Below are 26,234 nucleotides of genomic sequence, written 5' to 3' on the forward strand. Positions count from 1 at the left end.
CTATCCCCCGAAGAACACGTCGCCCGCCGCCACACGGTGCGGGCCCTTGGCGGTGCGCAGGACAAGCTGGCCGGTGTCGTCCACATCCTCGAAGGTGCCTTCGACGGTGTCGGTCCCGGTGCGGGCGGTCAGGGTCTGACCCAGGCCCGCCGCATGGGCCAGCCATTCCGTGCGGATCGGGGCAAAGCCCCAGGCCTGCATCTGCGCCTCTCGCGCGGCGAAAGCCGGGGCGAGGCGGTCGAGCATCTCTTCGGGCGTGATCCGCAGGCCCGATCCGGCCAGAAGGGAGACGGGGCGCAAGGCCCGCGCCTCGACCGCGGCAGGGTCCGGGGCGGCGATGAGGTTGATGCCGATCCCGAGGACGAGCGTACCCGGCGACGGCGACTCCAGAAGGATGCCCGCCAGTTTGCCGCCGCCCAGAAGCACATCGTTCGGCCATTTGAGCGTCAGCCCCGCGACCCCCATGTCGGCCAGCGCATCCCGCAAAGCGAGCGAGGCGACAAAGCTGCGCAGGGCGAGGGCCGCAGGCTCTCCGCCCGGGCGCCAGATCAGCGAGGCGGCGAAATTTCCTTCGGGCATCACCCAGGCCCGGCCACGCCGACCGCGCGCCGCCGTCTGTCGGCGCGCCATGATCCAGGTCGGCCCGGCGGGGGCGCGGCGGATCGCTTCAGCCGAGGTGCTGTCGATCTCGTCCAGCAGGATTCGGTCGACATCGCGCGGCCAGGGTGGCCCACGCCGGATCGGGGTCGCGTCAGTTGACAAGCGCAGCCGCGGCGGCAGTCGCCAGTCCCTCGATCCCGAACATGCCCGCGACACCCACCACCAGCAGGACGGCAGAGCTGACCATCGCGATCCACTGGATCCCGGACATGCCACGATCCAGCGGCGAGTCGGATTCGCCGAAATACATGAAATAGACGATCCGCAGGTAGTAGAACGCCCCGATGACCGACGCGATGACCCCCAGGACCGCAAGCCAGGTCAGTCCGGCATCGACGGCGGCCTGCAACACGAAGAGCTTGGCGAAGAAGCCGAGCATCGGCGGGATGCCCGCAAGGCTGAACATCAGGATCAGCAGGGCGATGGCCGCGCCGGGGCGCGCCTTCGACAGTTGCGACAGCGCGCCGATATCCGTGGTCTCCATCCCGTCGCTGGTCATGGACAGGATGAACGCGAAGGTGCCGATGTTCATAACGACATAGATCGCCATGTAGAGGAGCATCGCCTGCACCCCGCCCGCCGTCCCGGCGGCCAGACCCATCAGGGCAAAGCCCATATGGGCGATCGAGGAATAGGCCATCAGGCGCTTGATGTCGCGCTGGCCGATGGCGGCGATGGCGCCGACGAACATCGAGATGACCGACAGAAGGGCCACGATCTGTTGCCAGTCGCCGACGATTCCGCCGAAGGCATCGTGGACGACACGGGCGAACATGGCGATGGCCGCGACCTTGGGGGCCGTTGCGAAGAAGGCGGTGACCGGCGTGGGCGAGCCTTCGTAGACGTCGGGCGTCCACATGTGGAAGGGCGCGGCCGAGACCTTGAACGCCAGGCCCGAGATCATGAACACGAGACCAAACAGCAGCCCGAGCGGGGCGTCGCCCGCCGCGGCGGCGATGACGCCCGCGAAATCGGTGGTGCCCGCAAAGCCGTAGGTCAGCGAGATACCATAAAGCAGGAGGCCCGACGACAGCGCGCCCAGGACGAAATACTTGAGACCCGCTTCGGTCGACTTCACATGGTCGCGCCGCATGGAGGCGACGACGTAGAGTGACAGGGATTGCAGCTCGAGCCCCATGTAGAGCGTCAGAAGGTTGCCCGCGGAAACCATGACCATCATCCCGATGACCGACAGGGTGATGATGAGCGGGTATTCGAATTTCATCAGGCCGACGCGGCCCATGTAATCCTGCCCCATCACCAGAACGACCGCCGCGGACAGCAGGATCGTGACCTGCGCAAAGCGCGAGAAGGCGTCCTTGACGATCATGCCGTCAAAGCCGCTGCCGCTGTTGGACGACAGGCCGATCCAGATCGCGACCAGCGTCAGCACCGCCGCCGTGAGCCAGACCAGAGGCCGGGCCAGCGCGTCCTTGGTGGTGTAGACCGCGCCCAGAAGGGCCACCATGACATAGACCGCAAGGACGATCTCGGGAAGGATGAGGGAAAGATCAGCGCTCATGTCCGGTCCTCAATGGTCGGCCGAGGCGACATCGTGACCCAGCACGAGATCCGCCGTGGCGATGTCATAATTGGCGACGAGATTGGCGACCGACGGGCCGATGATATCGGTGATCAGGCTCGGGTAGACACCGAAGAGCAACGTGGCCACGATCAGCGGGGCGAAGATGGCCCGTTCACGCCCGGTCATGTCGGTGATCGAGCGCAGGCTCTCCTTGATGAGGTCGCCGAAGACGACCCGCCGATAGAGCCAGAGCGCATAGGCCGCCGACAGGATCACGCCCGACGTGGCGACAAGGGCGACCCAGGTGTTGACCTGGAACACACCCATCAGCGTCAGGAATTCACCGACGAAGCCCGAAGTGCCCGGAAGGCCGACGTTCGCCATGGTAAACAGCATGAACACCAGCGCATAGGCCGGCATCCGGTTCACCAGGCCGCCATAGGCGTCGATGTCGCGGGTGTGCATCCGGTCATAGATCACGCCGACACACAGGAAGAGCGCGCCCGACACGAAGCCGTGGCTGATCATCTGGAAGATCGCGCCGTCGACGCCCTGCTGATTTGCGGCGAAGATGCCCATGGTGACATAGCCCATGTGCGCGACGGACGAATAGGCGATCAGCTTCTTCATGTCCTGCTGCATCATCGCCACCAGCGAGGTGTAGACGATGGCGATGGCCGACAGCCACAGGACCAGCGGCCCCATCACCTCGGACCCGACCGGGAACATCGGCAGCGAGAAGCGCAGGAAGCCGTAGCCCCCCATCTTGAGCAGGATCGCCGCCAGCACGACCGACCCGGCGGTCGGGGCCTGCACGTGCGCATCCGGGAGCCAGGTGTGGACCGGCCACATCGGCATCTTGACCGCGAAGCTGGCGAAGAAGGCGAGCCAGAGCAGGGTCTGCATCCCGCCCACGACACTGATGCCCAGAACGTTGAGCGGCGCATAGCTGAACTGGTGCGACAGCAGCGTCGGGATGTCGGTGGTGCCCGCATCCAGATACATCGCGATCATCGCCACCAGCATCAGGACGGACCCGAGCAGGGTGTAAAGGAAGAACTTGAACGCCGCATAGATGCGGTTCGCCCCGCCCCAGATGCCGATGATGAGGAACATCGGGATGAGGCCCGCCTCGAAGAAGACGTAGAACAGCACGAGATCGAGCGCGCAGAACACCCCGATCATGAGCGCCTCGAGCACCAGAAGGGCCACCATGTAGTCCTTCACCCGGTGCGTCACGTCCCAACAGGCCGCGATGACCAGCGGCATCAGGAAGGTGGTCAGCATCACGAAGAGGACGGAAATGCCGTCGACGCCCATCTTGTAGGTGAAGGTCGACAGCCAGGCGCGCTCTTCCACGAACTGGAAGTCGGGGTTCTGCGGATCGAAGCCCGCCAGGATGAACAGTGACACGAGGAACGTGAAGCTGGTCGCACCGAGGGCCAGCCACTTGGCATTGCGCTGTGCCGCCGCATCATCGCCGCGCAGAAACAGCGCGAGGATGGCGGCCGCGATCAGCGGTGTGAAGGTGACAATGGAGAGAAGATTATCCATGGTCTCAGTTCCCGGCTCCGATGGTCGTCCAGGTGATCAGGATCACGATCCCGATGACCATCGCGAAGGCGTAGGTGAAGATGTACCCCGACTGGGCCTTGTTGAGCCACTTGGTGGCCAGCGGCACGATCCCCATGGCCAGCCCGTTGATCGAACCGTCGATGACGTTCCCGTCGCCCTTCTTCCACAGGAAGGTGCCAAGCCACTTGGCGAAGCGGACGAACAGGAAGTCGTAGATTTCGTCGAAATACCACTTGTTGAGCAGAAGCCGGTGCAACGGGGCCAGCGTGTCCGCCCATTGGCGCGGCAGGGCGGGCGCGCGGATGTAGAACAGCCAGGCCGTCAGCAGCCCGAGGAGCATCGCCACGAAGGGCGAAACCTTGACCCACTTGGGCACCAGATGCGCCTCGTGGATGATGTGGTTCTCGGGACCGATGAAAATCGCCCCCTCGCCCGGCACCTGGGGCGCGCGCTCGTGCGGCTCCTCGCCCTCGCCCTCGGTCGCGGCATGGGCCACGCCGATCAGGCCGCCGGTCGCGGTGGCATGTGCCTCGGCCCCCGGCACGCCCATGAAGTGATCGACCTGTTCCTGGCTGCCAAAGAACGGACCGTAGAACACCATCCCGGCCAGCACCGACCCCACGGCCAGAACGCCAAGCGGGGCGGTCATCACCTTGGGGCTTTCGTGGGCGTGATCATGGGTGTGCTTGTCGCCGCGCGGCGTGCCGTAGAACGTCAGGAACATCAGCCGCCAGCTGTAGAAGCTGGTGAACAGCGCCGCGATGACCAGGGCCCAGAAGGCAAAGCCCCCCGCGGTGCCCGCATATGCGACCTCGATCACGGCATCCTTGGAGAGGAAGCCCGCGAAACCGATGTGGGTCAGCGGGATGCCGACGCCGGTGATGGCCAGGGTGCCGATCATCATCGCCCAGAACGTCAGCGGGATCTTTTTGCGCAGGCCGCCATAGTTCCGCATGTCCTGCTCGTGGTGCATCGCGTGGATGACCGACCCGGCCCCGAGGAACAGCATCGCCTTGAAGAAGGCGTGGGTGAACAGGTGGAACATGGCCACCGAATAGGCGCCAAGACCTGCGGCCACGAACATGTAGCCAAGCTGCGACATGGTGGAATAGGCGATCACGCGCTTGATGTCGTTCTGGACCAGACCGATGGTCGCCGCCACAAAAGCGGTGGCCGCGCCGATGACCACGATGAAGGCCATCGCGGCGGGCGCGAATTCCATCACCGGCGACATGCGGCAGACCAGGAACACCCCGGCGGTGACCATGGTCGCGGCGTGGATCAGGGCCGAGACGGGTGTCGGCCCCTCCATCGCGTCGGGCAGCCAGGTGTGCAGGCCAAGCTGCGCCGATTTGCCCATGGCCCCGATGAACAGAAGGAACGCGATCAGGTTCGCGGCGTTCCAGTCCGTCCAGAGGAAACGGATCGTGGTTTCGGCCAGCGCGGGCGCGGCGGCGAACACGTCTTCGAAGTTGATCGAGTCGGTCAGGTAGAACAGCCCGAAGATGCCGAGCGCAAAGCCGAAGTCACCCACCCGGTTGACGATGAAGGCCTTCATCGCCGCGGCCGAGGCCGAGGGCTTGCGCCAGTAGAACCCGATCAGGAGATAGGACGCCACGCCCACGCCTTCCCACCCGAAGAACATCTGGAGCAGGTTGTCGGAGGTCACCAGCGCCAGCATCGAGAAGGTGAAGAACGACAGGTAGGCGAAGAACCGGGGCTTGTAGACCTCGCCCTCGCGCCACTGCGGATCGTGATCCATGTAGCCGAAGGAATAGAGGTGGACGAGCGACGAGACGGTCGTCACCACGATCAGCATGATCGCCGTCAGCCGGTCCAGACGGATCGCCCAGTCGGTCAGCAGGCTGCCGCTTTCGATCCAGGTCAGAAGCTGGATCCGCTCGGTCACGCCGTCATGGGTCAGGAAGACGACCCAGGACAGGATCGCCGACAGGAACAGCAGCGTCGTGGCCGTGACCATGGCGCCCTTTTCCCCGATGAACTTCCAGCCGAAGCCGCAGATCAGCGCGCCCACCAGCGGGGCGAGGAGGATGATGGTTTCCATGATGTCAGCCCTTCATCACGTTGACGTCTTCGACGTCGATGGTGCCGCGGTTGCGGAAGAAGCAGACCAGGATCGCAAGGCCGATGGCCGCCTCGGCGGCGGCGACGGTCAGGACGAACAGCGTGAACACCTGCCCTGTCAGATCGCCCAGAAAGCCCGAGAAGGCGACGAAATTGATGTTCACCGCCAGAAGCATCAGCTCGATCGACATCAGGATGATGATCACGTTCTTGCGGTTAAGGAAAATCCCGAAAATCCCGATGACGAACAAGGCCGCCGCCACGGTGAGGTAGTGTTCCAATCCGATCATCTCGTCCCTCCGGGGTTCTGGCACCCCTTCGCTTCGGTCGGGCGCGTGGCCCGGGGTCATTCTGGCGGCCCGTGTCCGGGGTCGCCGGTCGTGTCGGTCTGCGTGCAGACGCCTGCCCGCCAAGTGCCTTGTCCGCGCCCGCAGCGCAAGCGGAAGGTGACGTTTTCCTGCCCGATTGGGCCTATCTTGCCCCGGGACTGTCCGGGTAGAACAGCTTGCAGCCACATAAAAGGTCGATCCGGTCCTTGCGCGGCACGGGTTTGCCCCAGGGCGCCGTGTTGAGCGCGCGGATCGGGTCTGTTTCGCGCAGACCCGCGGGTGTCACGATCTCGACCAGCTCGGTCAGGGTCGCCCCCGCCGACAGGTCCACGATGGCGTCAGGGCCGAGCGTGGTGAGAAAATCGGTCGGGCCGCAGGTGGTGAACGGTCCCTTGCTTTCGTCGACGGGGGCATAGAACATCGTCGCCTCGCGGGATTGGCAATCCGACACCAGAACCGCGACGTTGTTGTAAAGCAGCGACTGCGCCACGCGGCCATTGCCAAGGTCGACGGCATCGCCGCCACTCAGGTTGTCGCTGCCCCCTCCGTTCGTGAAGGCGCATTGTGCCGTGACCTCGACCGGACGGCTCCCACGGATGATCTCCACCGAGGTGCGCGTGTCGGGGAGCAGCGGGCTACAGGCGAGCGTGGGGGCGGCGACGGCGACGACCACCGCCGCGGAAAGGCAGGCGAATGTCTTCACAGCGAATCTCCTATGACGGATTGGACGGGGACGAGTTCAAAGGCAGGCAGATCGCCGCGGGCGTCGGGATAGAGGGCCGCACAGGGGCAGGCTTCGGTCACCATCGGGGAAATCACCGTATCGCGCCCGACGCCCTCCAGATCCCGGGCCAGATCGGCGAGGGCGAAAAACGCCGGTGAGCGGCGGGAAAACCGGTCCAGAACGTCCCGCCCCGCATCCCGGCGGTCAAAGGCACGGTCGCGGACCCCTTCTTCGCGCAGGCGACTGGACAGGACCATCTGCCCCCGGCAATCGGCCACCAGAAGATCGCTCGCCACCCCTTCCTGTGCCCACCAGACCTCCCACGCGACATAGCCCGCCCCAAGATCACGCGCGCCCGCCTCGCCCCCGTGCGAAACATTCGTAGTCCGGTTGCACTGCTCCAACTCAAGCGCAAAGGCCGGTTGCACCAGGGCAAACGATATCACGGCAGCGCGGATCATGGGTCAGCGGAGTGGCCGTGCGGGGGCGGAAGACTGCGGGTTCGCAACCGCGGGACCGGCGAATACGAGGCCAAGCGCGACCGCCCGCAGCACGGGTCAGAGCCCCTGCCCGGGCTTCACATCCGTCACGTTCATCGCCTTGGCCGGATCGCGCCACATCTGGTGCAGCACGTTCTGGCGCTTGACGTCCTTGCGGTGGCGCAGCGTCAGGGCAATCGCCCCGATCATCGCGACCAGCAGGATCAGGCCCGACAGCTGGAACATGACGAAATACTGGTCGTAAAGGACGAGGCCAAGCGCTTCGGTGTTCAGGGTCGGCGGCGTCTCGATCGCGGCCAGACCCGGCGCGATCTCCAGCCCTTCGGCGGTTTCCCAGACGCCGTAGGCAATTGCCAGCTGCATCAGCAGGACGATCCCGATCAACCCGGCCAGCGGCACATACTTGGCCATCTCGGCCTTCAACTCGGCGAAATCGACGTCGAGCATCATGACCACAAAGAGGAACAGCACCGCGACCGCGCCCACGTAGACGATGATCAGCAGCATCGCGACGAATTCCGCCCCCAGAAGGACGAACAGCCCCGCCGTCGACAGGAACGTCAGGATCAGCCAGAGCACCGAATGCACCGGGTTGCGCGACACCACAGTCATCAATCCGCCCGAAACGGTGATGACGGCGAACAGATAAAAGGCGAAATCGAGAACGGTCATTCCTTTTCCTCCAGAACCTCGTTGGCGAGCTCCATCGCCTTGTTCATTGCGGGCAGGCCACCGAACAGACCCATGAGCCCGATGGTTTCGGCGATTTCCTGCTTGGTGGCACCCTGCGCCACGGCCTGGCGGACGGTGATGCGCACCTGCGCCTCGGCCTGCGCGCCAAGCACGGTCAGACCCGCCAGCGTCAGCAGCATCTTGGTCTTGGCATCCAGACCCTCGGGACTGATGCCCTTGCCCATGAATTGCTCGACCAGTTCGGGCGGCATCGTGGGCCACAGTTTCTCAAAGCCCGTAGGCGTGAAATGCTCGAGCGCGGGGTTCATGGCCTTGGCCACGTCCTGCATCTGGCCCATCCAGGCAGCGAAGGGGTTATCGGTCATTGGCCTGCCTTCTCGATCCGGTCGATACGCGCCGTCAGCGTGTCCAGGCTGTCGACGACGAAGTACCGCATGTTGGTGATGTCTTTATGGACAAGGTGCATCTTGCGCACGAGGTGGCGCAGCATCTCGACCTGCGGATCGCCTGCTCCCGTGTCCGCAACCCGCTCCATCTCGACCATCATGTCGTCGTAGACCTGATCGACCGTGTCGCGGATCGTCTGTTCCTCGGACATCCCGCCTTCGTCTTCCGGCACGAAGGTGGGGTCGAGGCCGTGGGTTTCGGCTGCCTTGCGCAGGCGCGCCTCCAAGGCGGAGAGGGCTGTGCGCCAGTCTTCGGCGTCGTCGGTCTCGTCCCACAACGCTGCAAGTTCGGAGCCATCGGCGCGGACGCGTGACAGAACGGCGACCGCCTTGCCGACCGCGTCGTCATTGAACTTCAACGCGTTCTCGAGCTCATAGGGATCGGCCTTTTCCGTAGCGCGGGACTGCCCGAGCGAGGTGGCCACAATGTCCGCGGCGGCAACGCCTATGGCGGCGACGCCTGCATCGAGGCCCTGTGCCGACTGAGCGAAGACGGCATCCAGCGCTGCGATCACTCGTTCGGCGTTGACGACCGGAGGTTCGGATTTGTCGGCCTCAAGGGCCGCCACGAAATCGCCCGCGTCGTCATTGTCGAAACTATCTACGCCCCAAGTCCCCATCAGCGATACGGCGCGTCCATCTCGAGGTTCCTGGCGATGACCGCCTCCCACCGCTCCCCGTTGGCCAGAAGCTTGTCCTTGTCATAGAACAGCTCCTCGCGCGTCTCGGTCGCATATTCGAAGTTCGGGCCCTCGACGATGGCGTCCACGGGGCAGGCCTCCTGACAGAAGCCGCAATAGATGCACTTGGTCATGTCGATATCGTAGCGCGTCGTCCGGCGGCTGCCGTCGTCGCGGGGTTCGGCATCGATGGTGATGGCCTGCGCCGGGCAAACCGCTTCGCACAGCTTGCAGGCGATGCAGCGTTCCTCGCCGTTCGGATAGCGGCGCAGCGCATGTTCCCCCCGGAAACGCGGCGAGAGCGGGCCTTTTTCATGCGGATAGTTCAACGTCGCCTTGGGCGCGAAGAAATACTTCAGCCCCAGCTTCATCCCCTGCCACATATCGGCAAGCAGGAAGTATTTGACGGAACGGTTCCAGTCGATCTGAGTCATGTTACGATCTCCGGTGAAGCATTGGTTGCCACATCAGGCAGCCAATGGGCGACATAGCTCTTGGGTAGCACGATTCGCTCCACGAAGAGGGCGCAATCTGGAAAAAGCGCCTCGACCTCGCCCCGCGAAAGCAGGTTGATGCGGTCGACATGCGCGCGGCGGCTGCCGATGTCGTGCTTGCGGTAGTGCGGCGACAGCCACATCATCTTGCGGCGCAATGGCTGCGCAAACCAATGCAGAAACGGCGCTCTGAAGTGCGGCTCGATCGGAAATTCCCATGCGGGTGTCTGCACCCAACCAGCGGCACCGACCCGTCGCAGTTCCGACGCCATGGCAGCCATGTCCTCCCACGGCCCCACATGCTCGATCACGGAATTCGAATGGATGAAATCGACGGACCCGTCGGAGCGGTCGGACAGATCACGAGCATCACCCAATTCGGCCCTGAAGCTCAGATCTCCCTCTGGAAGGTCCCGCTCCAGTTCGGCCGGATCGTTGTTGAGAAGGACGACCTCCTCCACATCGTCGGTTTTGACATTGGCCCAGTAGTCGGGCCGCCCGCCAACGTCGAAGACAACGACCTTGCGCCCAAGCAAAGCACGCGCGGCCGCCAGCTTGGTTGCCAGCATCCTTCCCCGCGCCCGCCGAAAGCGGTTGGTGGTCATGTCGTCGAATGACGCCATCCTCAGATGCCCCCGGTCGCCTTGGTTGCGAAGAACGTCCTCATCCCCTGCCGCGGATCGGCAAGAGGGAGGCATGTGACGAAACGGTTCCAGTCGGACTGGGTCATTTCAACACTGCCCTCCTCTGATACAGCCAATCACCGGAGCCTCGCCGTTTCCCGCATAAACGGCCTCGAGAAGGTCAAGCCGACTCTGCTGCGAGAACCTTTCGGCAAATGGCATCGATACACCATCAATCCAGACCGGCACGGACTCGTCACCGACAAAGCAATCAACAAACCCGGTGAGATTGTCGAGCACGGCGACCTGTTCGGCAGTGTAGACCCGTTTTCTGTCAAGCGCCTTGGCAGCGTCCCGCGCCGTGTCGGCGTAGGTTTGCAGCACAACGGGAATATCCAGAACCGACAGCTCATCCGCCGTCTTCGTCGCCTCATCGGTGCCGATGGCGCGGAAATAGCGGTCGAGTTCAGCCGAGACGATGACACAGCCGCTCTGTGCGCTGGCCTGTTGCGCCAGAAGGACCAGACCGATGGACATGAAAAGTCGCATCAGCCCCCCACTGCAAAGCGGGCCCAGAACCCACCCAGCACCTCGAACTTGGCAAGGAACGCCACCAGCACGACCCAGCCCAGCGAGAACGGCAGGAAGACCTTCCAGCCCAGACGCATCAGCTGGTCATAGCGGTAGCGGGGCACGATGGCCTTCACCATGGCGAAGAGGAAGAAGAAGAACGCCATCTTGGCGACCATCCACAGAGGCGAGTCCGGGATGAACGGGATGGGCGACAGCCAGCCACCGAAAAACAGCAGCGAGATCAGCGCGCACATCAGGAAGATGGCGATGTATTCACCCGCCATGAACAGAAGGAAGGGCGTCGACGAATATTCGACCTGATAGCCCGCGACCAGTTCCGACTCCGCCTCGGGCAGGTCAAAGGGCGGGCGGTTCGTTTCGGCCAGCGCCGAGATGAAGAACAGGAAGACCATCGGCAGATGCGGCAGCCAGTACCAGCCGAAGAAGCCATAGCCCGTGTCCTGCGCCCGCACGATGTCACCGAAGTTGAGCGAGCCGGTCGACAGGATCACGCCGATGATGATGAGTCCGATGGACACCTCGTAGGAGATCATCTGGGCCGCCGACCGCAGGGAGCCGAGGAAGGCATATTTGGAGTTCGACGCCCATCCGCCCATGATCACGCCATAGACCTCGAGCGAGGAAATCGCGAAGACATAGAGGATGGCCACGTTGATGTCGGCCAGAACCCAGGTGTCCCCGAACGGGATCACGGCCCAGGCGATCATCGCCAGCACGAAAGAGATGAGCGGGGCCAGCATGAAGACCGCGCGGTCCGAACCCGCCGGGATCACGATTTCCTTGACCACGTACTTCAAAGCGTCGGCCACCGTCTGGAGCGCGCCCCAAGGGCCGACCACGTTCGGGCCGCGCCGCATCTGGACCGCAGCCCAGATCTTTCGGTCCCCATAGACGAGGAACAGCAGCGAGATCATCACGAAGGCGACGACGGCAAGCGTCTGCGCCAGGATGATCAGAGCGATACCGGGTCCAGTAAGAAAGAATTCGCCCATTTCACGTCCTCATACGGTCGGGATGCCCCGTGCGCCGCAGTCCTCGACCGCGACTTCGGCATCGATCGTTCTCAGCCCCCGGGGGATCGCTGACGACACGGTGTAAACCGCATCTCCACGCCAAAGGCCACCCTCATTGTCCACTTGCGTGCGCACTTGTCGCGCGAAGCCGAAGCCCCGGATCAGGGCATATTGCGCGGCCACGCATTGCGCATAGTCGAGCACATCCTGGCCGTCGCGCGCGCCTCTCATCGTGACGATGAAATTCACGAGGTCGCCCTCCAGAAGCCGCGTCTCGGCCCCCTGATAGTCGGGGCGAAAGACGTCCACGCGCGGCACCTCCGCCGTCTGGCAAGCCGTCAGGGCCAGCACGGCGACCCCCGCCGCCACGCGACGCATCACTACTCCGCGGCGATCGGCTGCGCGGCGCGCGCCTTGGCCAGCGCCGACAGCTCTGCCATCAACTGGCTGGCACGGGCGACCGGGTTGGTCAGGTAGAAATCGCGCAGCGAGGTGCCGAAATCGCCGTCCGCCAGTTTGGGCAGGCCGGACATCGGGGCCGCTTCGTTGACCGCAACCTGATCGATCTCGGCCAGCTGCGGGGCCGCTTCGACCAAGGCACGGCGCAATTGCGCGATGCTGTCGAACGGCAGCTGCTGACCCACCTCTGCCGAGAGCGCGCGCAGGACGGCCCAGTTCTCCTTGGCCTCGCCCGGGGCGAAACTGGCCCGCAGCGCAAGTTGGGGGCGGCCCTCCAGGTTGACGAACAGGCCCTGCTCCTCGGTCCAGGCGGCACCCGGCAGGATGACGTCGGCGCGGTGCGCGCCCCGGTCGCCGTGGCTACCCTGATAGATCACGAAGGGCCCGGCGGGGATCTCGACCTCGTCCGCACCCAGGTTATAGATCACGTCGGCCTTCAGCGCCGCGTCGATACCGCCCTCGGTGTGGCATCCGGCGTCCATCGCACCGACACGCGCGGCGGCTGTGTGCAGGATCAGGAGGCCCGATTTGGAATTCTCCGCGATCTGACGGGCATGGGCAAAGACCTCGGCCCCGTCGTCGCCGGTCAGCGCGGCCATGCCGACGATAACGAGCGATGGCGCGGCCTGCGTCTCGTCGCTGATGGACTGGCCCGCGACCTTGGCGAGCGCGGCGCGCCCGGTGCCGACATGGGCATAATCGAAGGTCAGATCGACCTTTTCGCCGACCAGGCCGACATTCGCCCCGCGCAGCCACGCCTTGCGCAGGCGGGCGTTCAGAACCGGGGCCTCGACCGACGGATCGGTGCCGATCAGCATGATGTGGTCGGCGGTGTCGATATCCTCGATCGCCGCCGTCCCGGCATAGGATGCCCGGTCGGTGCCCAGCTTGGCCCCGTCGGTGCGGCATTCGGTGACGCCGCCCATCTTGTCCATCAGGGACCGCAAGGCAAAGGCGGCTTCGGTCGGGACCAGGTCGCCGACGATGCCCGCGACCGACTTGTCCCGCATCGCAGTCGCGGCGGCGGCCAGCGCCTCGGGCCAGGTGGCGGGCGTCAGCTTTCCGTCGACACGGATATAGGGCTTGTCCAGACGCTGACGGCGCAGACCGTCCCAGACGAAACGCGTCTTGTCGGAAATCCACTCTTCGTTGGTGCCGTCGTGGTTGCGCGGCAGGATGCGCATCACTTCGCGACCCTTCGTGTCGACCCGGATCGACGCGCCAAGTGCGTCCATCACATCCACGGTTTCCGTCTTGGTCAGCTCCCAAGGGCGGGCGGTGAAGGCATAGGGCTTGGAGACCAGCGCGCCCACGGGGCACAGGTCGATGATGTTGCCCTGCATGTTGGATTTCAGCGTCTCGCCCAGGTAGGACGTGATCTCGCTGTCTTCACCCCGGCCGGTCTGGCCCATCTGGGTGATGCCCGCGACTTCGGTGGTGAAGCGCACGCAGCGGGTGCAGGAGATGCAGCGCGTCATATGCGTCTCGACCAGCGGCCCCAGGTCCAGATCGACGGCAGCGCGCTTGGGTTCGCGGAAACGGGAGAAGTCGACGCCGTAAGCCATCGCCTGATCCTGAAGGTCGCATTCGCCGCCCTGATCGCAGATCGGGCAATCCAGCGGATGGTTGATGAGCAGGAACTCCATCACCCCCTCGCGGGCCTTCTTGACCATCGGGCTGTTGGTGCGGACCTGCGGCGGCTCGCCGTCCTTGCCGGGGCGCAGATCCTTGACCTGCATCGCGCAGGAGGCGGCGGGTTTGGGCGGGCCGCCCACGACCTCGACCAGGCACATGCGGCAGTTGCCCGCGATGGTCAGACGCTCGTGATAGCAGAAACGGGGGATTTCCACGCCGGCCTGCTCGCAGGCCTGGATCAGGGTCATCTCTCCGGGGACGTCGATTTCGGTCCCGTCGATCACGATTTTCTTGAGGTCGGCCATGGGGTCGCTCCGGTCTAAGCGCGTTTGGCCGGGTTCTAGCCCGACCGATCCCGGGTGACCAGTGGGGGAAAGGCCGCAGGCGGGCGTTTCTGGCGCCCGCCCCCGGTTCATTTCTCGTACATCAGCCGCCCGATGGTCGACCCGGCGGCGATTTCCCGCTGTGCCAGTCGGCAAATGCTGGCCGGGTCGCCGGCCGAGGCCCCCTGCTGCGACAGCCAGCGGCGGGCCTCGGCCTTCACCCGGTCCTTTTCGGCGTCGTCGTCCACGTAGGCGCGGATCTCGCCGACCGAATAGCCAAGTGTCCGCGCCCGGCTGACCAGCGAATTGAGCATAAGGAGCGACCGCGCCCGCCGCTCGCCGATGGCGGGGCAATTGTCGCGGATCAGATCGCCGATGGCGGCAACCAGCACGCCGTTGGAAATCTGCGGATCGGCCCGCAGCGCATCATAGCGGTCGGCAGCGGCCGCCTGCCCAAGCGTCATGGCAAGGGCAAAGGCGGCGGCGGTGGCCAGGGAAAGGCGGTTCGTCATCGGGACCTCGGCGGGTTGTTCGTTGCCCCAAACCTTGGCCCGATCCGCGCGATATTCAATATCGGCGCCGCTGTCAGGCGATGTCACGCCGTCTCAGGCGCCGCATTCCCCACCCCGCCAGCGGTTGCCGTCCCAGCCCAGGTTCGTCGGCGGGGCCAATGGCGCGCAATAGGCAGTATAGGCGGACAGGACGGCATCCCGCGCCGAAAACGGCGGATATTGCCCGTTCTTCCAGGTCACGACGCGGCTGCCGGGAACGCAGATCGGTTCGGCCACAACGACCAGCCGCCCCATCGCATCGATTTCCGTGATCGGGTCGGACGGCAGGCAATCGGCCTCGTCCCGAAAGAACGTGAACGTGCCATCGGGCGTCTCGACCGTCTGGCCGGAAACCACACATCCGGCCAGAAGCGCGCCCACGGCGATCAACGGGTGACGCATCGTCCTGCCAGGATCAGCGCGCCCGACTCGTCCGGCGTCACCTCTTCGATGGGCCGATCGGGGCCGATGGACCATTCGATCTCGGAGCCGCCAAAATTGCGCAGGCAGTATTCCACTGCTTCCACGCGCCCGGCTTCGAGGGCTGCGGTCACATTGCGCGACGCGCCCCGGGTCGCCGTGGTAAAGCTGCGGCGATCCTCGCTGTCCTTGCTCAGGCGCGTGCGGAACCGGATGCCGTCCACTTCGCTGGCCGAGCCGCGAATGCCGCCCCCGCCGCTGAAGGGGCCCGACCCGCCCGAGAAACCGGAGGCGCCGGACGACAGGCTGTCGAAGGCACCGCATCCCGAAACGCCCAGCCCCAGGGCCAACATCAGTGCAAATCTCATTCCCCGACCTCCAGTAGCAGGGCCCCGATCCCGGTGCCCTCCTCTATCTCGCGCGCGGCGGCGGCGCAGACAAGGTCTTCGGTCGCACCATCCGCCAGACCGTGTTTCGAAAGAAACGCATCCTGAAGCGCGCCGATGGCATCCGACGGGTCGGCCATGCGGGTGACCAGGTTCTCGGGCGTGAAGCCGTCCTGCTCCAACTGGTCCAGCACGATCTCCGAGGCGCGCGACATCGCGCCGGGGTTGATCGAGATGGTGGCGCAATTGACCGCCAGGATCTGCGCCGTCGAGGTTTCCATCGCCGAGGTCACGAAATAATCGGGCGGCGGCACCTGATCCTGGGCCAACGCGGGGCTGGCGACACAGGCCAGGGCGATCAGCCCGCGCCTCATGCGATGGCCCCGATCAGGGCGAGAACCGCCAAGCCGATGCAGCAGAGCGTCCCGATCAGCCAGAAGGCCGACCGCAGCGGCTGAATTTCGGTGCCGATATGGACCACGGCCATCGCGACCCGCGCGGCCAGAAACACCGACGCAAAGAGATTGACCCAGAATGGTGCCGCCCCCACCAGCACGGCGGCCACGGCGGCGGCGATGAATGGACCCGCCGTCTCGATCGCGTTCATGAAGGCCCGGCTGCGGCGATAGTATGGGTCGGAATAGTCGCGCACCGGATGCCCCGACTCGGTGCTGGCGCGCGGTTTGCCCGCCGCCGACAGGATCAGAAGCACGATCATCAGAAGGGCCCACCCCGCCAAGGCGGCGAAGGTGTGGGAATAGGCATCATAGGGGCGAGGGACGTCTTGCGCCATGGCGGGGCCTGCCACCAGAAGCGCCGGAAGGGTCCATTTCAGCATGTCGTCTCTTTCATCGTGCGTGTCGGGTTCAGGCCGGGGCCAACAGGTTGCCCACGAGGCTGCCTTCGGTGATTTCACGCCGGGCGAGACTGCACAATGCCTCCGTATCCGAAAGCCGGACGTCCCGCTCCGCAAGGTAGTCGATCACGCCCGCGCCCACGGCCTCCGATCCGCTGGCGCGCAGCCGTTCGGCGGCGGCGGTGATCTGTCTCTGGGAGTAGCCCTGCGCTCGCATCGCTGCGAAGAACGTGTCGATCGTCTGCTCTTCCGGCACCTTGCGCCGAATGCCGGCCGCCGCGCATTCCTTGACCATGATGTCCGAGATCGCGAGGTTCGTGGTGAAACCCACCGTCGCCGTATCGAGCGCCGCGATGTCCGATTGCGTCAGGATCGGTTCGGCCTCTGGCGTCGGCTGACACGCCACCAGACCGACAAACAAAACCCCGGCTGATGCCAAACGCAAGAAACCCATCGAAGAAGTCCTTTCAGATCAAAGGTGTCACTGTTCCTTGACCATAGGACTGCCCTGCGGGGGGATGCAAAGCGAAATGCCGGGATTATTCGGCGGCCACCGCCGGGCGCGGGGTCCGCTTGTGCTTGATGCGGTCCTCGATCTCGTCGCGGAAATGCCGGATCAGGCCCTGAATGGGCCAGGCCGCCGCATCGCCGAGGGCGCAGATCGTATGACCCTCGACCTGCTTGGTCACGTCGAGCAGCATGTCGATCTCCTCGACCTCCGCCTCGCCCTTCACCAGCCGGTCCATGACGCGCATCATCCAGCCGGTGCCCTCGCGGCAGGGCGTGCACTGGCCGCAGCTTTCGTGCTTGTAGAAGGCCGACAGCCGCCAGATCGCCTTGATGATGTCGGTGGAATTATCCATCACGATGACCGCCGCCGTGCCCAGACCCGACCGCTGCTCGCGCAGATAGTCGAAATCCATGATGGCATTGCGCATGTCCTTGCCGGGGATCATCGGCACCGACGATCCGCCGGGGATCACCGCCTTGAGATTGTCCCACCCGCCGCGAATGCCGCCGCAATGCGTCTCGATCAGCTCCTCGAAGCTGATGGACATGGCCTCCTCGACGACACAGGGGCGATTCACATGACCTGAAATCGCGAACAGCTTGGTGCCCGCGTTGTTGGGACGCCCGAAGCCCGCGAACCACTCGGCCCCGCGCCGCAGGATGGTGGGGACGACGGCGATGGACTCGACGTTGTTGACCGTGGTGGGGCAGCCATAAAGGCCCGCGCCGGCCGGGAACGGCGGCTTCATGCGCGGCATGCCCTTCTTGCCCTCGAGGCTTTCCAGAAGGGCGGTTTCCTCGCCACAGATATAGGCCCCTGCGCCGTGGTGCAGATAGAGGTCGAACTTCCAGCCCGACCCGCAGGCGTTCTTGCCGATCAGGCCCGCGTCATAGGCCTCGTCGATGGCGGCCTGCAGCGCCTCTTTCTCGCGGATGTATTCGCCGCGGATATAGATATAGCAGGCATGCGCGTTCATCGCGAAGGACGCGATCAGCGCCCCCTCGATCAGGGTATGGGGATCATGGCGCATGATTTCCCGGTCCTTGCAGGTGCCGGGCTCGGATTCGTCGGCGTTGATGACCAGATAGGCGGGCCGACCGTCGCTCTCCTTGGGCATGAACGACCACTTGAGACCCGTGGGGAAGCCCGCGCCGCCGCGACCGCGCAGACCGCTGGCCTTCATGATCTCGACGATCTTGTCGCGGCCCAGACCGATCAGGTCCTTGGTGCCGTCCCAATGGCCCCGCGACTGCGCGCCCTTCAGGCTGCGGTCGGCCATGCCGTAGATGTTGGTAAAGATCCGGTCCTGATCTTGCAGCATGTCGTCACTCCTTGGTCTGGCGCAGCCGCCAGATCATCACGGTCTCATAGATTGCATAGGCCATCCCGACCAATGCGATCGAATCCCCCAGGCCCATCACGCGGCGCGACAGGTCGAATTGCGCGCCCAGGAACTGCAAAAGCCCCCATCCCGCGAACAACCCGAGGATCAGAAGGGCCACGCGGCCCGATCGCTTGGCGATCTCGATATCAAGGTCAGAGGGCCCGGTCATATTGGGCCCTCTTCAACAGGTCCGGCAGGTCGGCGTCAAGCGGCGGCGATGCCGCAGCGGGTCAGTAGACGTCGCCCTTGTCGACCTTCTTGGAGAACTCCGTCTCGCCGCCTTCGGCCAGCAGTTTCGCCTGGCTCACCCATTCGTCACGGCTGACCCGGCCCTTGAACCCTTCCAGGTTGTCATCGACCCAAGCAACTTCGGCGGGCGTCCAGGCGGCGATCTGGTCGAAATGCCAGAACCCCAGCTTGTTGCACATCTCTTCCATCTTGGGGCCGACGCCCTTGATCTTCTTGAGATCGTCGCCCTTGCCACCACGCGGCTTGTCGAGCGTGGCGGGCTTGGTGCCCGGGCCATCGGTTGTGGCAGCGGCGGGTGCGGCCACAGGCGCGGCAGGCTTGGGTGCGGGGGCCTCGGGTTCCGCCACCGGTGCGGCGGCTGCGGGGGCAGCGGCGGCCACAGGGGCGGCTGCGGGCTTGGGCGCCACGGCAGCGGGTGCGGGTGTCCGGGACTGTGCCGCCGTTGGCGCGGGCTTCACCTGGTTCAGCGGCGGCAACGGGCGACCCACCGTCAGCGTCAGCAGGATCCCGAGGACGAGAAACGCGACACCCCCGCCAAATAGGGCTTGCATCACCGTCCAGTCGGCGACCGACAGCAGCATTGCGAAAATGACGATCCCGGCCAGCAGGGCCACGCCCCAGCAGGTTGCCGCAGTATCCAGTCCGGTCGAGCGGTTCTGGTTGTCCATGTATCAACTCCCCAAGTGGTGGGGCGTCGACATCAGTAGACATCCCCTTTCGTCACACGCGCAGAAAACTCGGTTTCTTCGCCCTTGGCCAGCAGTTTAGCCTGTTTGACCCATTCGTCACGCGTCACGCGTCCCTTGAAGCCTTCAAGGTTGGAATCCACCCAGGCGATTTCGTCGGGGGACCAGTTCGCGATCTGCTCGAAATGCCAGAAGCCAAGGGAATTACACAGCTTTTCCAGCTTCGGACCTATGCCCTTGATCTGTTTGAGGTCGTCGGCCTTGCCACCCTGCGGCGCGTCGAGACCCGCCGGTTTCACCCCCTCGGAGGCGGCTGCGGGCGATTCGGTCGGGGCCTTGATGGCGGGAGATGCCTTGGGCGCGGGCGCAACCGTGCCCTCGTCCGGGGTGCCCTTGGCCTTGGCATCGCTGCCGCGCACGTTGGCCTTGCCGTCGCTCGCGTCGCCGCGCTTGCGGTTCGCGTCCGACTGTCCGGCGACCTTGCCGCCCTGCTTGCCGTCCGGTCCCTCGGGCGGCATCAGCGGGTCACGGGCGGCGACCTTCGGGTCCGGGTCCGCCTGATTGGCGCGGCCCCAGGGGGCCACCAGCGGCACCTCGGTCCCGTCGATGCGCTTGATCGTGTCCCCGATGTCGGTGGCCAACGTCACGCTCGCGTTCTGCTTATGGTTCATGTTCGCCGCCGCATCCAGAAGCGCGGTCGCCCCGCCCAGAGGTTCGGACGTGAAACGCCCGTTCTGCGGCCCCGGCGTCGGCACCTTGCCCGCGCGGAATTCGTCCAGCATCTCGCTGAACCGCTCGGCGGTCAGGTCTTCGTAGTAATCCTTGCCGATCTGGGCCATCGGCGCGTTGGCGCAGGCACCAAGGCACTCGACCTCTTCCCAGGACAGCTGGCCATCTTCGGAAATCTCATGGGGCCGCCTGGCGATCTTTTCCTTGCAGACAGCGACGAGGTCTTCGGCCCCGCAGATCATGCAGGACGTCGTGCCGCAAATCTGGATATGAGCGGTCTTCCCCACGGGTTGAAGCTGGAACATGAAGTAGAACGTCGCCACCTCCAGCGCCCGGATATAGGCGAGGCCCAGCATTTCCGCGACATGCTCGATGGCGGGCCGCGTCAACCACCCCTCCTGCTCCTGCGCGCGCCAGAGCAGCGGAATGATCGCGCTGGCCTGCCGACCTTCGGGATACTTCGTGATCTGCGCCTCGGCCCAGGCCTGGTTGGCGGGCGTGAAGGCGAAGGTCTCGGGTTGGTCTTTGTGCAGTCGGCGGAGCATGTCGTCTCGTCCTTCGATCGGCGGCGGGGTCAAGGCCCGACCGCTGCGTCTGTCTTTCTTGCCGCCTTAGCGGTCGATTTCCCCGAACACCACGTCCAGCGTCCCGATAATCGCCGCGACGTCCGCCAACTGATGCCCCCGCGCGATGTGGTCCATCGCCTGCAGGTGCAGGTAGCCGGGCGCGCGCAGCTTGGCGCGGTAGGGTTTGTTCGATCCGTCCGACACCATGTAGACGCCGAATTCGCCCTTCGGCGCCTCGACCGCGGCATAGACTTCGCCAGCAGGCACGTGGAAGCCTTCGGTATAGAGCTTGAAGTGGTGGATCAGGCTCTCCATCGAGGTCTTCATGTCGCCCCGCTTGGGCGGCGTCAGCTTGCCACGGGCCAGGATGTCGCCCTGCCCTTCCGGTTCGTTCAGCTTGGCAATCGCCTGCTTCATGATCCGAAGCGACTGGCGCATCTCCTCCATCCGGACAAGGTAGCGGTCATAACAATCGCCGTTGTTGCCCGTCGGGATCAGGAAGTCGAATTCGTCATAGCATTCATAGGGCTGCGCGCGGCGCAAATCCCAGGCCAGGCCCGACCCACGTGCCATCACACCCGAGAAGCCCCAGTCCATCACCTCCTGCTCGGAGACGACGGCGATGTCGACATTGCGCTGCTTGAAGATGCGGTTCTCGGTCAGCAGGCCGTCGATGTCGTCCATCACGCGCGGGAAGTCGTCGCACCACGCGTCGATATCGGCCAGCAGTTCGGGCGTCAGATCCTGATGCACGCCGCCGGGGCGAAAATAGGCCGCGTGCAGACGCGCGCCGCAGGCTCGCTCGTAGAAGACCATCAGCTTCTCACGCTCCTCGAAGCCCCAGAGCGGCGGCGTCAGCGCGCCCACGTCCATGGCCTGCGTTGTCACGTTGAGGATATGGGACAGGATGCGCCCGATCTCGCAGAAGAGCACCCGGATCAGCGAGGCGCGACGCGGCACCACGGTGCCCGTCAGACGCTCGATAGCAAGACACCAGGCATGTTCCTGGTTCATCGGGGCCACGTAATCCAGCCGGTCCAGATAGGGCAGGTTCTGGAGATACGTCCGGCTCTCCATCAACTTCTCGGTGCCCCGGTGCAGCAGGCCGATATGCGGGTCGCACCGCTCCACGATCTCGCCGTCCAGCTCCAGCACAAGGCGCAACACACCGTGCGCCGCCGGGTGCTGCGGCCCGAAGTTGATGTTGAAGTTGCGGATCTTCTGTTCGCCGGTCAGGGCGTCCTCGAAGCCGCGCGGATTGGTCAGGTCGCCGTCCATCATTTCGCCTCCACACGGATCACAGCGCGCACAACGCGAGGCGCGAAATACAGCGGGCCGAAGAGCGCGAGCCAGAGCCCATTCACAAATGACTTCATTTCGCCTCCCCCTTCTCATCCCCGGGCAGCACGTATTCCGCGCCCTCCCACGGGGACATGAAGTCGAACTGGCGGTATTCCTGCGTCAGGCTGACCGGCTCATAGACCACGCGCTTTTGCACTTCGTCGTAGCGCACTTCGGTATAGCCCGTCGTCGGGAAGTCCTTGCGCAGCGGATAGCCGCGGAAGCCGTAGTCCGTGAGGATGCGGCGCAGGTCCGGGTGGCCCGAGAACAGGATGCCGAACATGTCGAACACCTCCCGCTCGAACCAATTGGCCGAGGGGTGGATTCCGACGATGGACGGCACAATCTCGTCTTCGCGGACGTAGGTTTTCACCCGGACCCGCTGGTTCCGGTACATCGACAGGAAGTGATAGACGACGCAGAAGCGCCGCTCATCGCCCGGATAGTCGATGGCAGTGATATCGACCAGCGAGGCAAAGCGCGCCGTCTGGTCGGCCTTGAGGAATTCGACCAGTGCCGGAATGTCAGAGGCCACGGCCTCCAGCGTCAGCTCACCCAAGGTCACCGAATGGCCCGAGATGAGGTCGGGCTTCTTGAGGGCCAGATGTTCGGCCAGTTCCTGAAGTTGTTCGCTCATCGTACCAAGGTCCCCGTTCGGCGGATCTTCCGCTGAAGTTGCAGCAGGCCGTAGAGCAGCGCCTCGGCCGTGGGCGGACAGCCCGGCACATAGAGATCGACCGGCACGATCCGGTCACAGCCGCGCACGACGGAATAGCTGTAGTGATAATAGCCGCCCCCATTGGCGCAGGACCCCATCGAAAGGACATAGCGCGGCTCCGGCATCTGGTCATAGACCTTGCGCAGCGCCGGGGCCATCTTGTTGGTCAGCGTGCCCGCCACGATCATCAGGTCCGACTGACGCGGAGAGGCGCGGGGCGCGGTGCCGAACCGCTCCATGTCGTAGCGCGGCATGGCGGTGTGCATCATTTCGACCGCGCAACAGGCGAGGCCGAAGGTCATCCAGTGCAGCGAGCCGGTGCGCGCCCAGTTGATGATGTCTTCTGTCGAGGTCAGCAGGAAGCCCTTGTCCTGCAACTCCCGGTTCAGAAGCTGCGTCGCATGCTCCTTGTCGCCGCCTGCGGTGTTCAGTCCGGTCTGCACGCCCATGTCAGCTGCTCCTTCGGGAATCTCGGTCGGGACTGGTCGCCCCCGTCGCGTTGCGGTGTAACCCGCGCCCCGTGGGGGGTCAACGCGACGTCGACACCTCAGATAGCGTCGAGAGACCCAAAGTTCACCCCCATGCCAGCGCGACGGATCGTCCCGTCGATCAGCCCCAGGGGCCCCGACCTATCCGCCGGTTGGGCGGTGTTCCCGGTCCACCGATTCTGCCGATGGCATCCGACATCGAGTCGACCGGCTGGAGGCAAATGGCGCGGGGCGCCGCCCCCTCGGCCTGATCAACGATCCGCACAAGAAAATCGCGCGTTCCATCGCCAAGCCAGAAACAGATCGCGTCGTCCGACGTCCAATGGCAAACCTGTTCAAACGTCAGGATCGAACCCGCCTTGTGATCCGCGAAGGAGAGAACGGTTTGCACGGGTTCGCTGCGGTTCTCGAAGACATGCACGCAGGCCTGGCAATCGGGCGTGTCGACTTCGATACTGACCGTGCTGTTGAGGGTAATTGTGGTGAGGTTGCCCGTCTCGACGTCGATCACCGTGAATTGTTCCGTGACGTCCAGCAGCCCGGGCCGCAGCGACTCGCGCACGCCGCGCGTCTCGGTCGCACTGGCGCGAATGTCCGTACCGGCCCGCAGTGCCTCCCTGGTCAGGGTCGAGACACGGTGTCCCCTCAGGGTGACCTGTCGTGCTCTCGGCTGCCACTGCGTCTTCTGGAAGATGAAGGCGAATACGGCGGCCAAAGACAGGAAGACAATCGGGAAAAGGATCAGCAGAAGCGGATGGAACGGCTTGTCCGTCAGCAGCGGGAGAGCGGCACATAAGCCATAGGACATCCCCCAGTAGACGCCATAGACGAGCGCTTCTGCCGATGCGCGTGGAAACCGGACCGCGTGCCACGACCAGAGTGCCAGCATCGCCACTGCGTGCAAAACCACGAAAGGCGCGGTCGGCGCGATCAGCAGGCCGGGACCGGCCGACAGGACCGTCGCGACCAGAATCCGACGCCGAAGCCGCCAGAGGCGATAGATGATGGTATCGAACATGAAAAAGTCTCCGCCGTTTGGCGAAGACCTGTCACGGAAATGCGATGAACATCGGGCGCAAGCGCGGCGAACCCAGCCTCACTCCCAGTCGAGCGCGCCCTTCTTCCACTCGTAGGCGAACCCTACGGTCAGCACGCCGAGGAAGACCATCATCGACCAGAAGGCCGCGTCCGAAAGCCCGCCGAAACTGACGGCCCAGGGGAACAGGAAGGCGATTTCGAGGTCGAAGATGATGAACAGGATCGCGACCAGATAGAACCGCACGTCGAATTTCATGCGCGCATCGTCGAAGGCGTTGAACCCGCATTCGTAGGCCGACACCTTTTCGGCATCCGGATTGCGCACCGCGATGATCGCCGCCGCCAGGATCAGGACCAGCCCCAGACCGATCGCCACGGCGAGGAAGATCAGGATCGGCAGATATTCACGCAGCATGTCGTCCATCGGGACCTCCGGAAGTCATCCCGCGTTCTCTACGGCGACCTCCGCCCAAGGTCAACGCGACAGACCGCCCTCAGGGGGTCAGGCGGCGGGTGCCGACCAGGGTCATCTTGACCCAGGCCCTGTCGCCCGCCAGCGGCTTGATCCGGCACCAATCCTGCGCCGGGGTGCAGACGTCGAGGTATCCGCCCTGCGCCGGGGCCAGTGTGGCGATCACCGGATGTTCGGTCCCCGGCCCCGCACGCAGGTTCACGGGGCCCGGAGACACGTTGTAGAACGGCCGGTCGGTGGCAAAGATCAGCGGCGCGGCCGCCCCCGGCACCGAGACCAGCGTCCGCCCCGGCACCGCGTTCAGGATCGCGTCGGGCAAGGGGCGGACCGCAGAGGTGCCAGTCCCGGCGGGCGCCCCGGGCAAGGGCATGGTGATGACCGGGTCCGGGATCACGGCGGTGGCAGGCGGCTCGGTCGCGGCCCCACCCGCGGTCGCCACCGTCGTCACGTCCAGCCAGCCCCAGGTCGTGTCCGTCGAGGCCACGCACCATTGGCCGCCCGCGACACAGCGGCCCAGTTCCGCGCGCGCGCCGGGCGGAAAGCTCCCGATCACGCGGAACGACGTTCCAGGCCCGCCATGCAGCGCCATGGCAAAGGGGCTGTCGTTGCGCACGACCTCTGCCCCGGCGGCGGCAGTGGCGGCGATCAGCGTTGCGGCGATGGACAGAATGCGAAGCATGGGCCGACCTTCGTGGCTAGGGTGGTTGGGACGCCCCGGGCTTACCCCGGACCGGCCAGGTTATCCCATGACAAGGGGCTGCGGTCCGCTGGCATCAAGGCTCTGGCGCAACTCCGCGACGTCATCATTGGTTGCCAGATGCGCGATTGCAGCCTTGAGCGCCTTGGCTGCCCGCCCGGGCAGATGCGCCGGGGCCCCCGCCGGATCCGCCCCCATGGCCCCCAGGACAAGCGCCACGGCATGGGCGCGGCTGTCCTGCCGCATATAGCCTTGCCACCCCGCATCCTCGGCCCCCGACAACGCCAGAACACCGAACCCGCTGGCGATGACGGCCAGATCGGTCATCAGCTCCTCTGCCTCGGGACCGCCGGGCCAGTCGCCGGGCCCGTGATGCAGGCGCTCGTGCATGACCTCGTGCGCCATCGTCGACAGAAAGACAGTGGGTCGGCGCAAAAGGGTCGGGTCATATCGGATCAGCGATGGCCCGTCCCCGTCACCCTGCCAGGTGCCTGCGATCTCGCCCATCTGCCCGTATTGGTGGCGCAACTCATCGGGCAAGACCTCGATCGGCAACATCTCGATGGCGGCTCCGGTCATCCCGACAATCCGCAGGATATCGTCCAGCAAGGCACGCGCCGTCACCTCGGACGTGGCCCCGGACGGCGCGCGAAACCAGTCTTTCGTCGGCGTGACCAGAGGCGTGTCGGGCCGCAACAGCCCCGTACCCGCGCACCAGATCAACCCATCCAGCAGCCAGTCCTGCATCTCCTTCGAGACGGCATAACGCCCGAACCCGAACACG

At 65.0% G+C, this 26,234-nt stretch carries 33 protein-coding genes; all 33 read right to left on the reverse strand.

All coding sequences use genetic code 11. From position 1 onward, the window contains the following. The 33 genes from BM002_RS11250 to BM002_RS11410 all read right to left on the reverse strand — a co-directional run bounded on the left by BM002_RS11250 (nt 1) and on the right by BM002_RS11410 (nt 26,233). Complete coding sequence (locus BM002_RS11250) at nt 1-762, reverse strand: biotin--[acetyl-CoA-carboxylase] ligase (protein ID WP_425431857.1); 762 nt, start codon at nt 760-762, stop codon at nt 1-3. Continuing rightward, a complete protein-coding gene (gene nuoN, locus BM002_RS11255) occupies nt 752-2,182 on the reverse strand; it encodes an NADH-quinone oxidoreductase subunit NuoN (RefSeq protein ID WP_092780785.1) in 1,431 nt (476 codons plus the stop codon). The genes BM002_RS11250 and nuoN overlap by 11 nt, the downstream gene beginning before the upstream one ends. A gap of 9 nt (nt 2,183-2,191) precedes the next feature. Beyond that, entirely contained in the window at nt 2,192-3,739 is a 1,548-nt protein-coding gene (locus BM002_RS11260; protein ID WP_092780788.1) for an NADH-quinone oxidoreductase subunit M, read from the reverse strand. 4 nt (nt 3,740-3,743) lie between these two features. Continuing rightward, a complete protein-coding gene (gene nuoL, locus BM002_RS11265) occupies nt 3,744-5,825 on the reverse strand; it encodes an NADH-quinone oxidoreductase subunit L (protein WP_092780790.1) in 2,082 nt (693 codons plus the stop codon). A 4-nt stretch (nt 5,826-5,829) separates the two neighbouring features. Next, complete coding sequence (nuoK, locus tag BM002_RS11270; RefSeq protein ID WP_092780793.1) at nt 5,830-6,135, reverse strand: NADH-quinone oxidoreductase subunit NuoK; 306 nt, start codon at nt 6,133-6,135, stop codon at nt 5,830-5,832. A 181-nt stretch (nt 6,136-6,316) separates the two neighbouring features. Further along, nucleotides 6,317-6,877, reverse strand: coding sequence for a hypothetical protein (locus BM002_RS11275; protein WP_092780796.1), 561 nt, complete (start codon nt 6,875-6,877; stop codon nt 6,317-6,319). Continuing rightward, nucleotides 6,874-7,359, reverse strand: coding sequence for a hypothetical protein (locus BM002_RS11280; RefSeq protein WP_175484879.1), 486 nt, complete (start codon nt 7,357-7,359; stop codon nt 6,874-6,876). The genes BM002_RS11275 and BM002_RS11280 overlap by 4 nt, the downstream gene beginning before the upstream one ends. A 96-nt stretch (nt 7,360-7,455) precedes the next feature. After that, nucleotides 7,456-8,070, reverse strand: coding sequence for an NADH-quinone oxidoreductase subunit J (locus BM002_RS11285; RefSeq protein ID WP_092780799.1), 615 nt, complete (start codon nt 8,068-8,070; stop codon nt 7,456-7,458). Beyond that, a complete protein-coding gene (locus BM002_RS11290) occupies nt 8,067-8,456 on the reverse strand; it encodes a carboxymuconolactone decarboxylase family protein (protein WP_092780802.1) in 390 nt (129 codons plus the stop codon). The genes BM002_RS11285 and BM002_RS11290 overlap by 4 nt, the downstream gene beginning before the upstream one ends. Further along, nucleotides 8,453-9,157: a DUF4259 domain-containing protein gene (locus BM002_RS11295; RefSeq protein WP_092780805.1), complete on the reverse strand. Its 705-nt coding sequence runs from the start codon at nt 9,155-9,157 to the stop codon at nt 8,453-8,455. The genes BM002_RS11290 and BM002_RS11295 overlap by 4 nt, the downstream gene beginning before the upstream one ends. Beyond that, complete coding sequence (gene nuoI / locus BM002_RS11300) at nt 9,157-9,651, reverse strand: NADH-quinone oxidoreductase subunit NuoI (RefSeq protein WP_092780808.1); 495 nt, start codon at nt 9,649-9,651, stop codon at nt 9,157-9,159. The genes BM002_RS11295 and nuoI overlap by 1 nt, the downstream gene beginning before the upstream one ends. After that, nucleotides 9,648-10,334 carry a class I SAM-dependent methyltransferase gene (locus tag BM002_RS11305; RefSeq protein WP_092780811.1) on the reverse strand — a complete coding sequence of 229 codons (687 nt, stop codon included), beginning with the start codon at nt 10,332-10,334 and terminating at the stop codon, nt 9,648-9,650. The genes nuoI and BM002_RS11305 overlap by 4 nt, the downstream gene beginning before the upstream one ends. 108 nt (nt 10,335-10,442) lie before the next feature. After that, complete coding sequence (locus tag BM002_RS11310; RefSeq protein WP_139212349.1) at nt 10,443-10,871, reverse strand: hypothetical protein; 429 nt, start codon at nt 10,869-10,871, stop codon at nt 10,443-10,445. An 11-nt stretch (nt 10,872-10,882) separates the two neighbouring features. Then, a complete protein-coding gene (gene nuoH, locus BM002_RS11315; protein WP_092780817.1) occupies nt 10,883-11,920 on the reverse strand; it encodes an NADH-quinone oxidoreductase subunit NuoH in 1,038 nt (345 codons plus the stop codon). 9 nt (nt 11,921-11,929) lie between these two features. Then, on the reverse strand, nt 11,930-12,319 hold the full coding sequence (locus tag BM002_RS11320) for a hypothetical protein (RefSeq protein ID WP_092780820.1): 390 nt from the start codon (nt 12,317-12,319) through the stop codon (nt 11,930-11,932). 2 nt (nt 12,320-12,321) lie between these two features. Beyond that, the gene (gene nuoG / locus BM002_RS11325; RefSeq protein WP_092780823.1) at nt 12,322-14,340 is read right to left on the reverse strand and encodes an NADH-quinone oxidoreductase subunit NuoG; all 2,019 of its coding nucleotides are present in this window, start codon (nt 14,338-14,340) and stop codon (nt 12,322-12,324) included. 107 nt (nt 14,341-14,447) lie between these two features. After that, complete coding sequence (locus tag BM002_RS11330) at nt 14,448-14,870, reverse strand: DUF5333 domain-containing protein (RefSeq protein ID WP_139212350.1); 423 nt, start codon at nt 14,868-14,870, stop codon at nt 14,448-14,450. A gap of 93 nt (nt 14,871-14,963) precedes the next feature. Then, entirely contained in the window at nt 14,964-15,311 is a 348-nt protein-coding gene (locus BM002_RS11335; protein ID WP_092780827.1) for a hypothetical protein, read from the reverse strand. Further along, on the reverse strand, nt 15,296-15,697 hold the full coding sequence (locus BM002_RS11340; RefSeq protein ID WP_139212351.1) for a hypothetical protein: 402 nt from the start codon (nt 15,695-15,697) through the stop codon (nt 15,296-15,298). The genes BM002_RS11335 and BM002_RS11340 overlap by 16 nt, the downstream gene beginning before the upstream one ends. Further along, nucleotides 15,694-16,089, reverse strand: a complete 396-nt coding sequence (locus BM002_RS11345) for a DUF5333 family protein (RefSeq protein ID WP_092780833.1) — start codon at nt 16,087-16,089, stop codon at nt 15,694-15,696. Before BM002_RS11345 ends, BM002_RS11340 begins: the two co-directional genes overlap by 4 nt. Beyond that, a complete protein-coding gene (locus BM002_RS11350; RefSeq protein WP_245749230.1) occupies nt 16,086-16,553 on the reverse strand; it encodes an MAPEG family protein in 468 nt (155 codons plus the stop codon). The genes BM002_RS11345 and BM002_RS11350 overlap by 4 nt, the downstream gene beginning before the upstream one ends. 28 nt (nt 16,554-16,581) lie before the next feature. After that, nucleotides 16,582-17,025, reverse strand: a complete 444-nt coding sequence (locus tag BM002_RS11355) for a DUF5333 family protein (RefSeq protein ID WP_092780836.1) — start codon at nt 17,023-17,025, stop codon at nt 16,582-16,584. 85 nt (nt 17,026-17,110) lie between these two features. Further along, on the reverse strand, nt 17,111-18,403 hold the full coding sequence (gene nuoF / locus BM002_RS11360; protein WP_092780839.1) for an NADH-quinone oxidoreductase subunit NuoF: 1,293 nt from the start codon (nt 18,401-18,403) through the stop codon (nt 17,111-17,113). Nucleotides 18,404-18,407: 4 nt separating this feature from the next. Further along, a complete protein-coding gene (locus BM002_RS11365; protein ID WP_092780841.1) occupies nt 18,408-18,635 on the reverse strand; it encodes a DUF5337 family protein in 228 nt (75 codons plus the stop codon). Nucleotides 18,636-18,696: 61 nt separating this feature from the next. After that, entirely contained in the window at nt 18,697-19,383 is a 687-nt protein-coding gene (locus tag BM002_RS19310) for a hypothetical protein (protein ID WP_092780844.1), read from the reverse strand. A 32-nt stretch (nt 19,384-19,415) separates the two neighbouring features. Continuing rightward, a complete protein-coding gene (locus tag BM002_RS11375) occupies nt 19,416-20,675 on the reverse strand; it encodes an NADH-quinone oxidoreductase subunit E (RefSeq protein WP_092780846.1) in 1,260 nt (419 codons plus the stop codon). A gap of 66 nt (nt 20,676-20,741) precedes the next feature. Continuing rightward, a complete protein-coding gene (locus tag BM002_RS11380; protein ID WP_175484880.1) occupies nt 20,742-21,977 on the reverse strand; it encodes an NADH-quinone oxidoreductase subunit D in 1,236 nt (411 codons plus the stop codon). A 91-nt stretch (nt 21,978-22,068) separates the two neighbouring features. Further along, the gene (locus BM002_RS11385; RefSeq protein WP_092780849.1) at nt 22,069-22,674 is read right to left on the reverse strand and encodes an NADH-quinone oxidoreductase subunit C; all 606 of its coding nucleotides are present in this window, start codon (nt 22,672-22,674) and stop codon (nt 22,069-22,071) included. After that, on the reverse strand, nt 22,671-23,204 hold the full coding sequence (locus tag BM002_RS11390) for a NuoB/complex I 20 kDa subunit family protein (protein ID WP_055084349.1): 534 nt from the start codon (nt 23,202-23,204) through the stop codon (nt 22,671-22,673). The genes BM002_RS11385 and BM002_RS11390 overlap by 4 nt, the downstream gene beginning before the upstream one ends. Nucleotides 23,205-23,364: 160 nt before the next feature. After that, nucleotides 23,365-24,261 (reverse strand): hypothetical protein, encoded by an 897-nt coding sequence (locus BM002_RS11395; protein WP_092780851.1) that lies wholly within the window; start codon nt 24,259-24,261, stop codon nt 23,365-23,367. 78 nt (nt 24,262-24,339) lie between these two features. Further along, on the reverse strand, nt 24,340-24,705 hold the full coding sequence (locus tag BM002_RS11400; protein ID WP_092780854.1) for an NADH-quinone oxidoreductase subunit A: 366 nt from the start codon (nt 24,703-24,705) through the stop codon (nt 24,340-24,342). Between the two features lie 70 nt (nt 24,706-24,775). Next, nucleotides 24,776-25,432, reverse strand: a complete 657-nt coding sequence (locus BM002_RS11405) for an SH3 domain-containing protein (protein WP_092780857.1) — start codon at nt 25,430-25,432, stop codon at nt 24,776-24,778. 60 nt (nt 25,433-25,492) lie between these two features. Beyond that, a complete protein-coding gene (locus BM002_RS11410; protein ID WP_092780860.1) occupies nt 25,493-26,233 on the reverse strand; it encodes a hypothetical protein in 741 nt (246 codons plus the stop codon). Nucleotide 26,234 lies beyond the last annotated feature (1 nt).

Source organism: Jannaschia pohangensis (genome assembly GCF_900113875.1).
GTDB lineage: Bacteria > Pseudomonadota > Alphaproteobacteria > Rhodobacterales > Rhodobacteraceae > Jannaschia > Jannaschia pohangensis.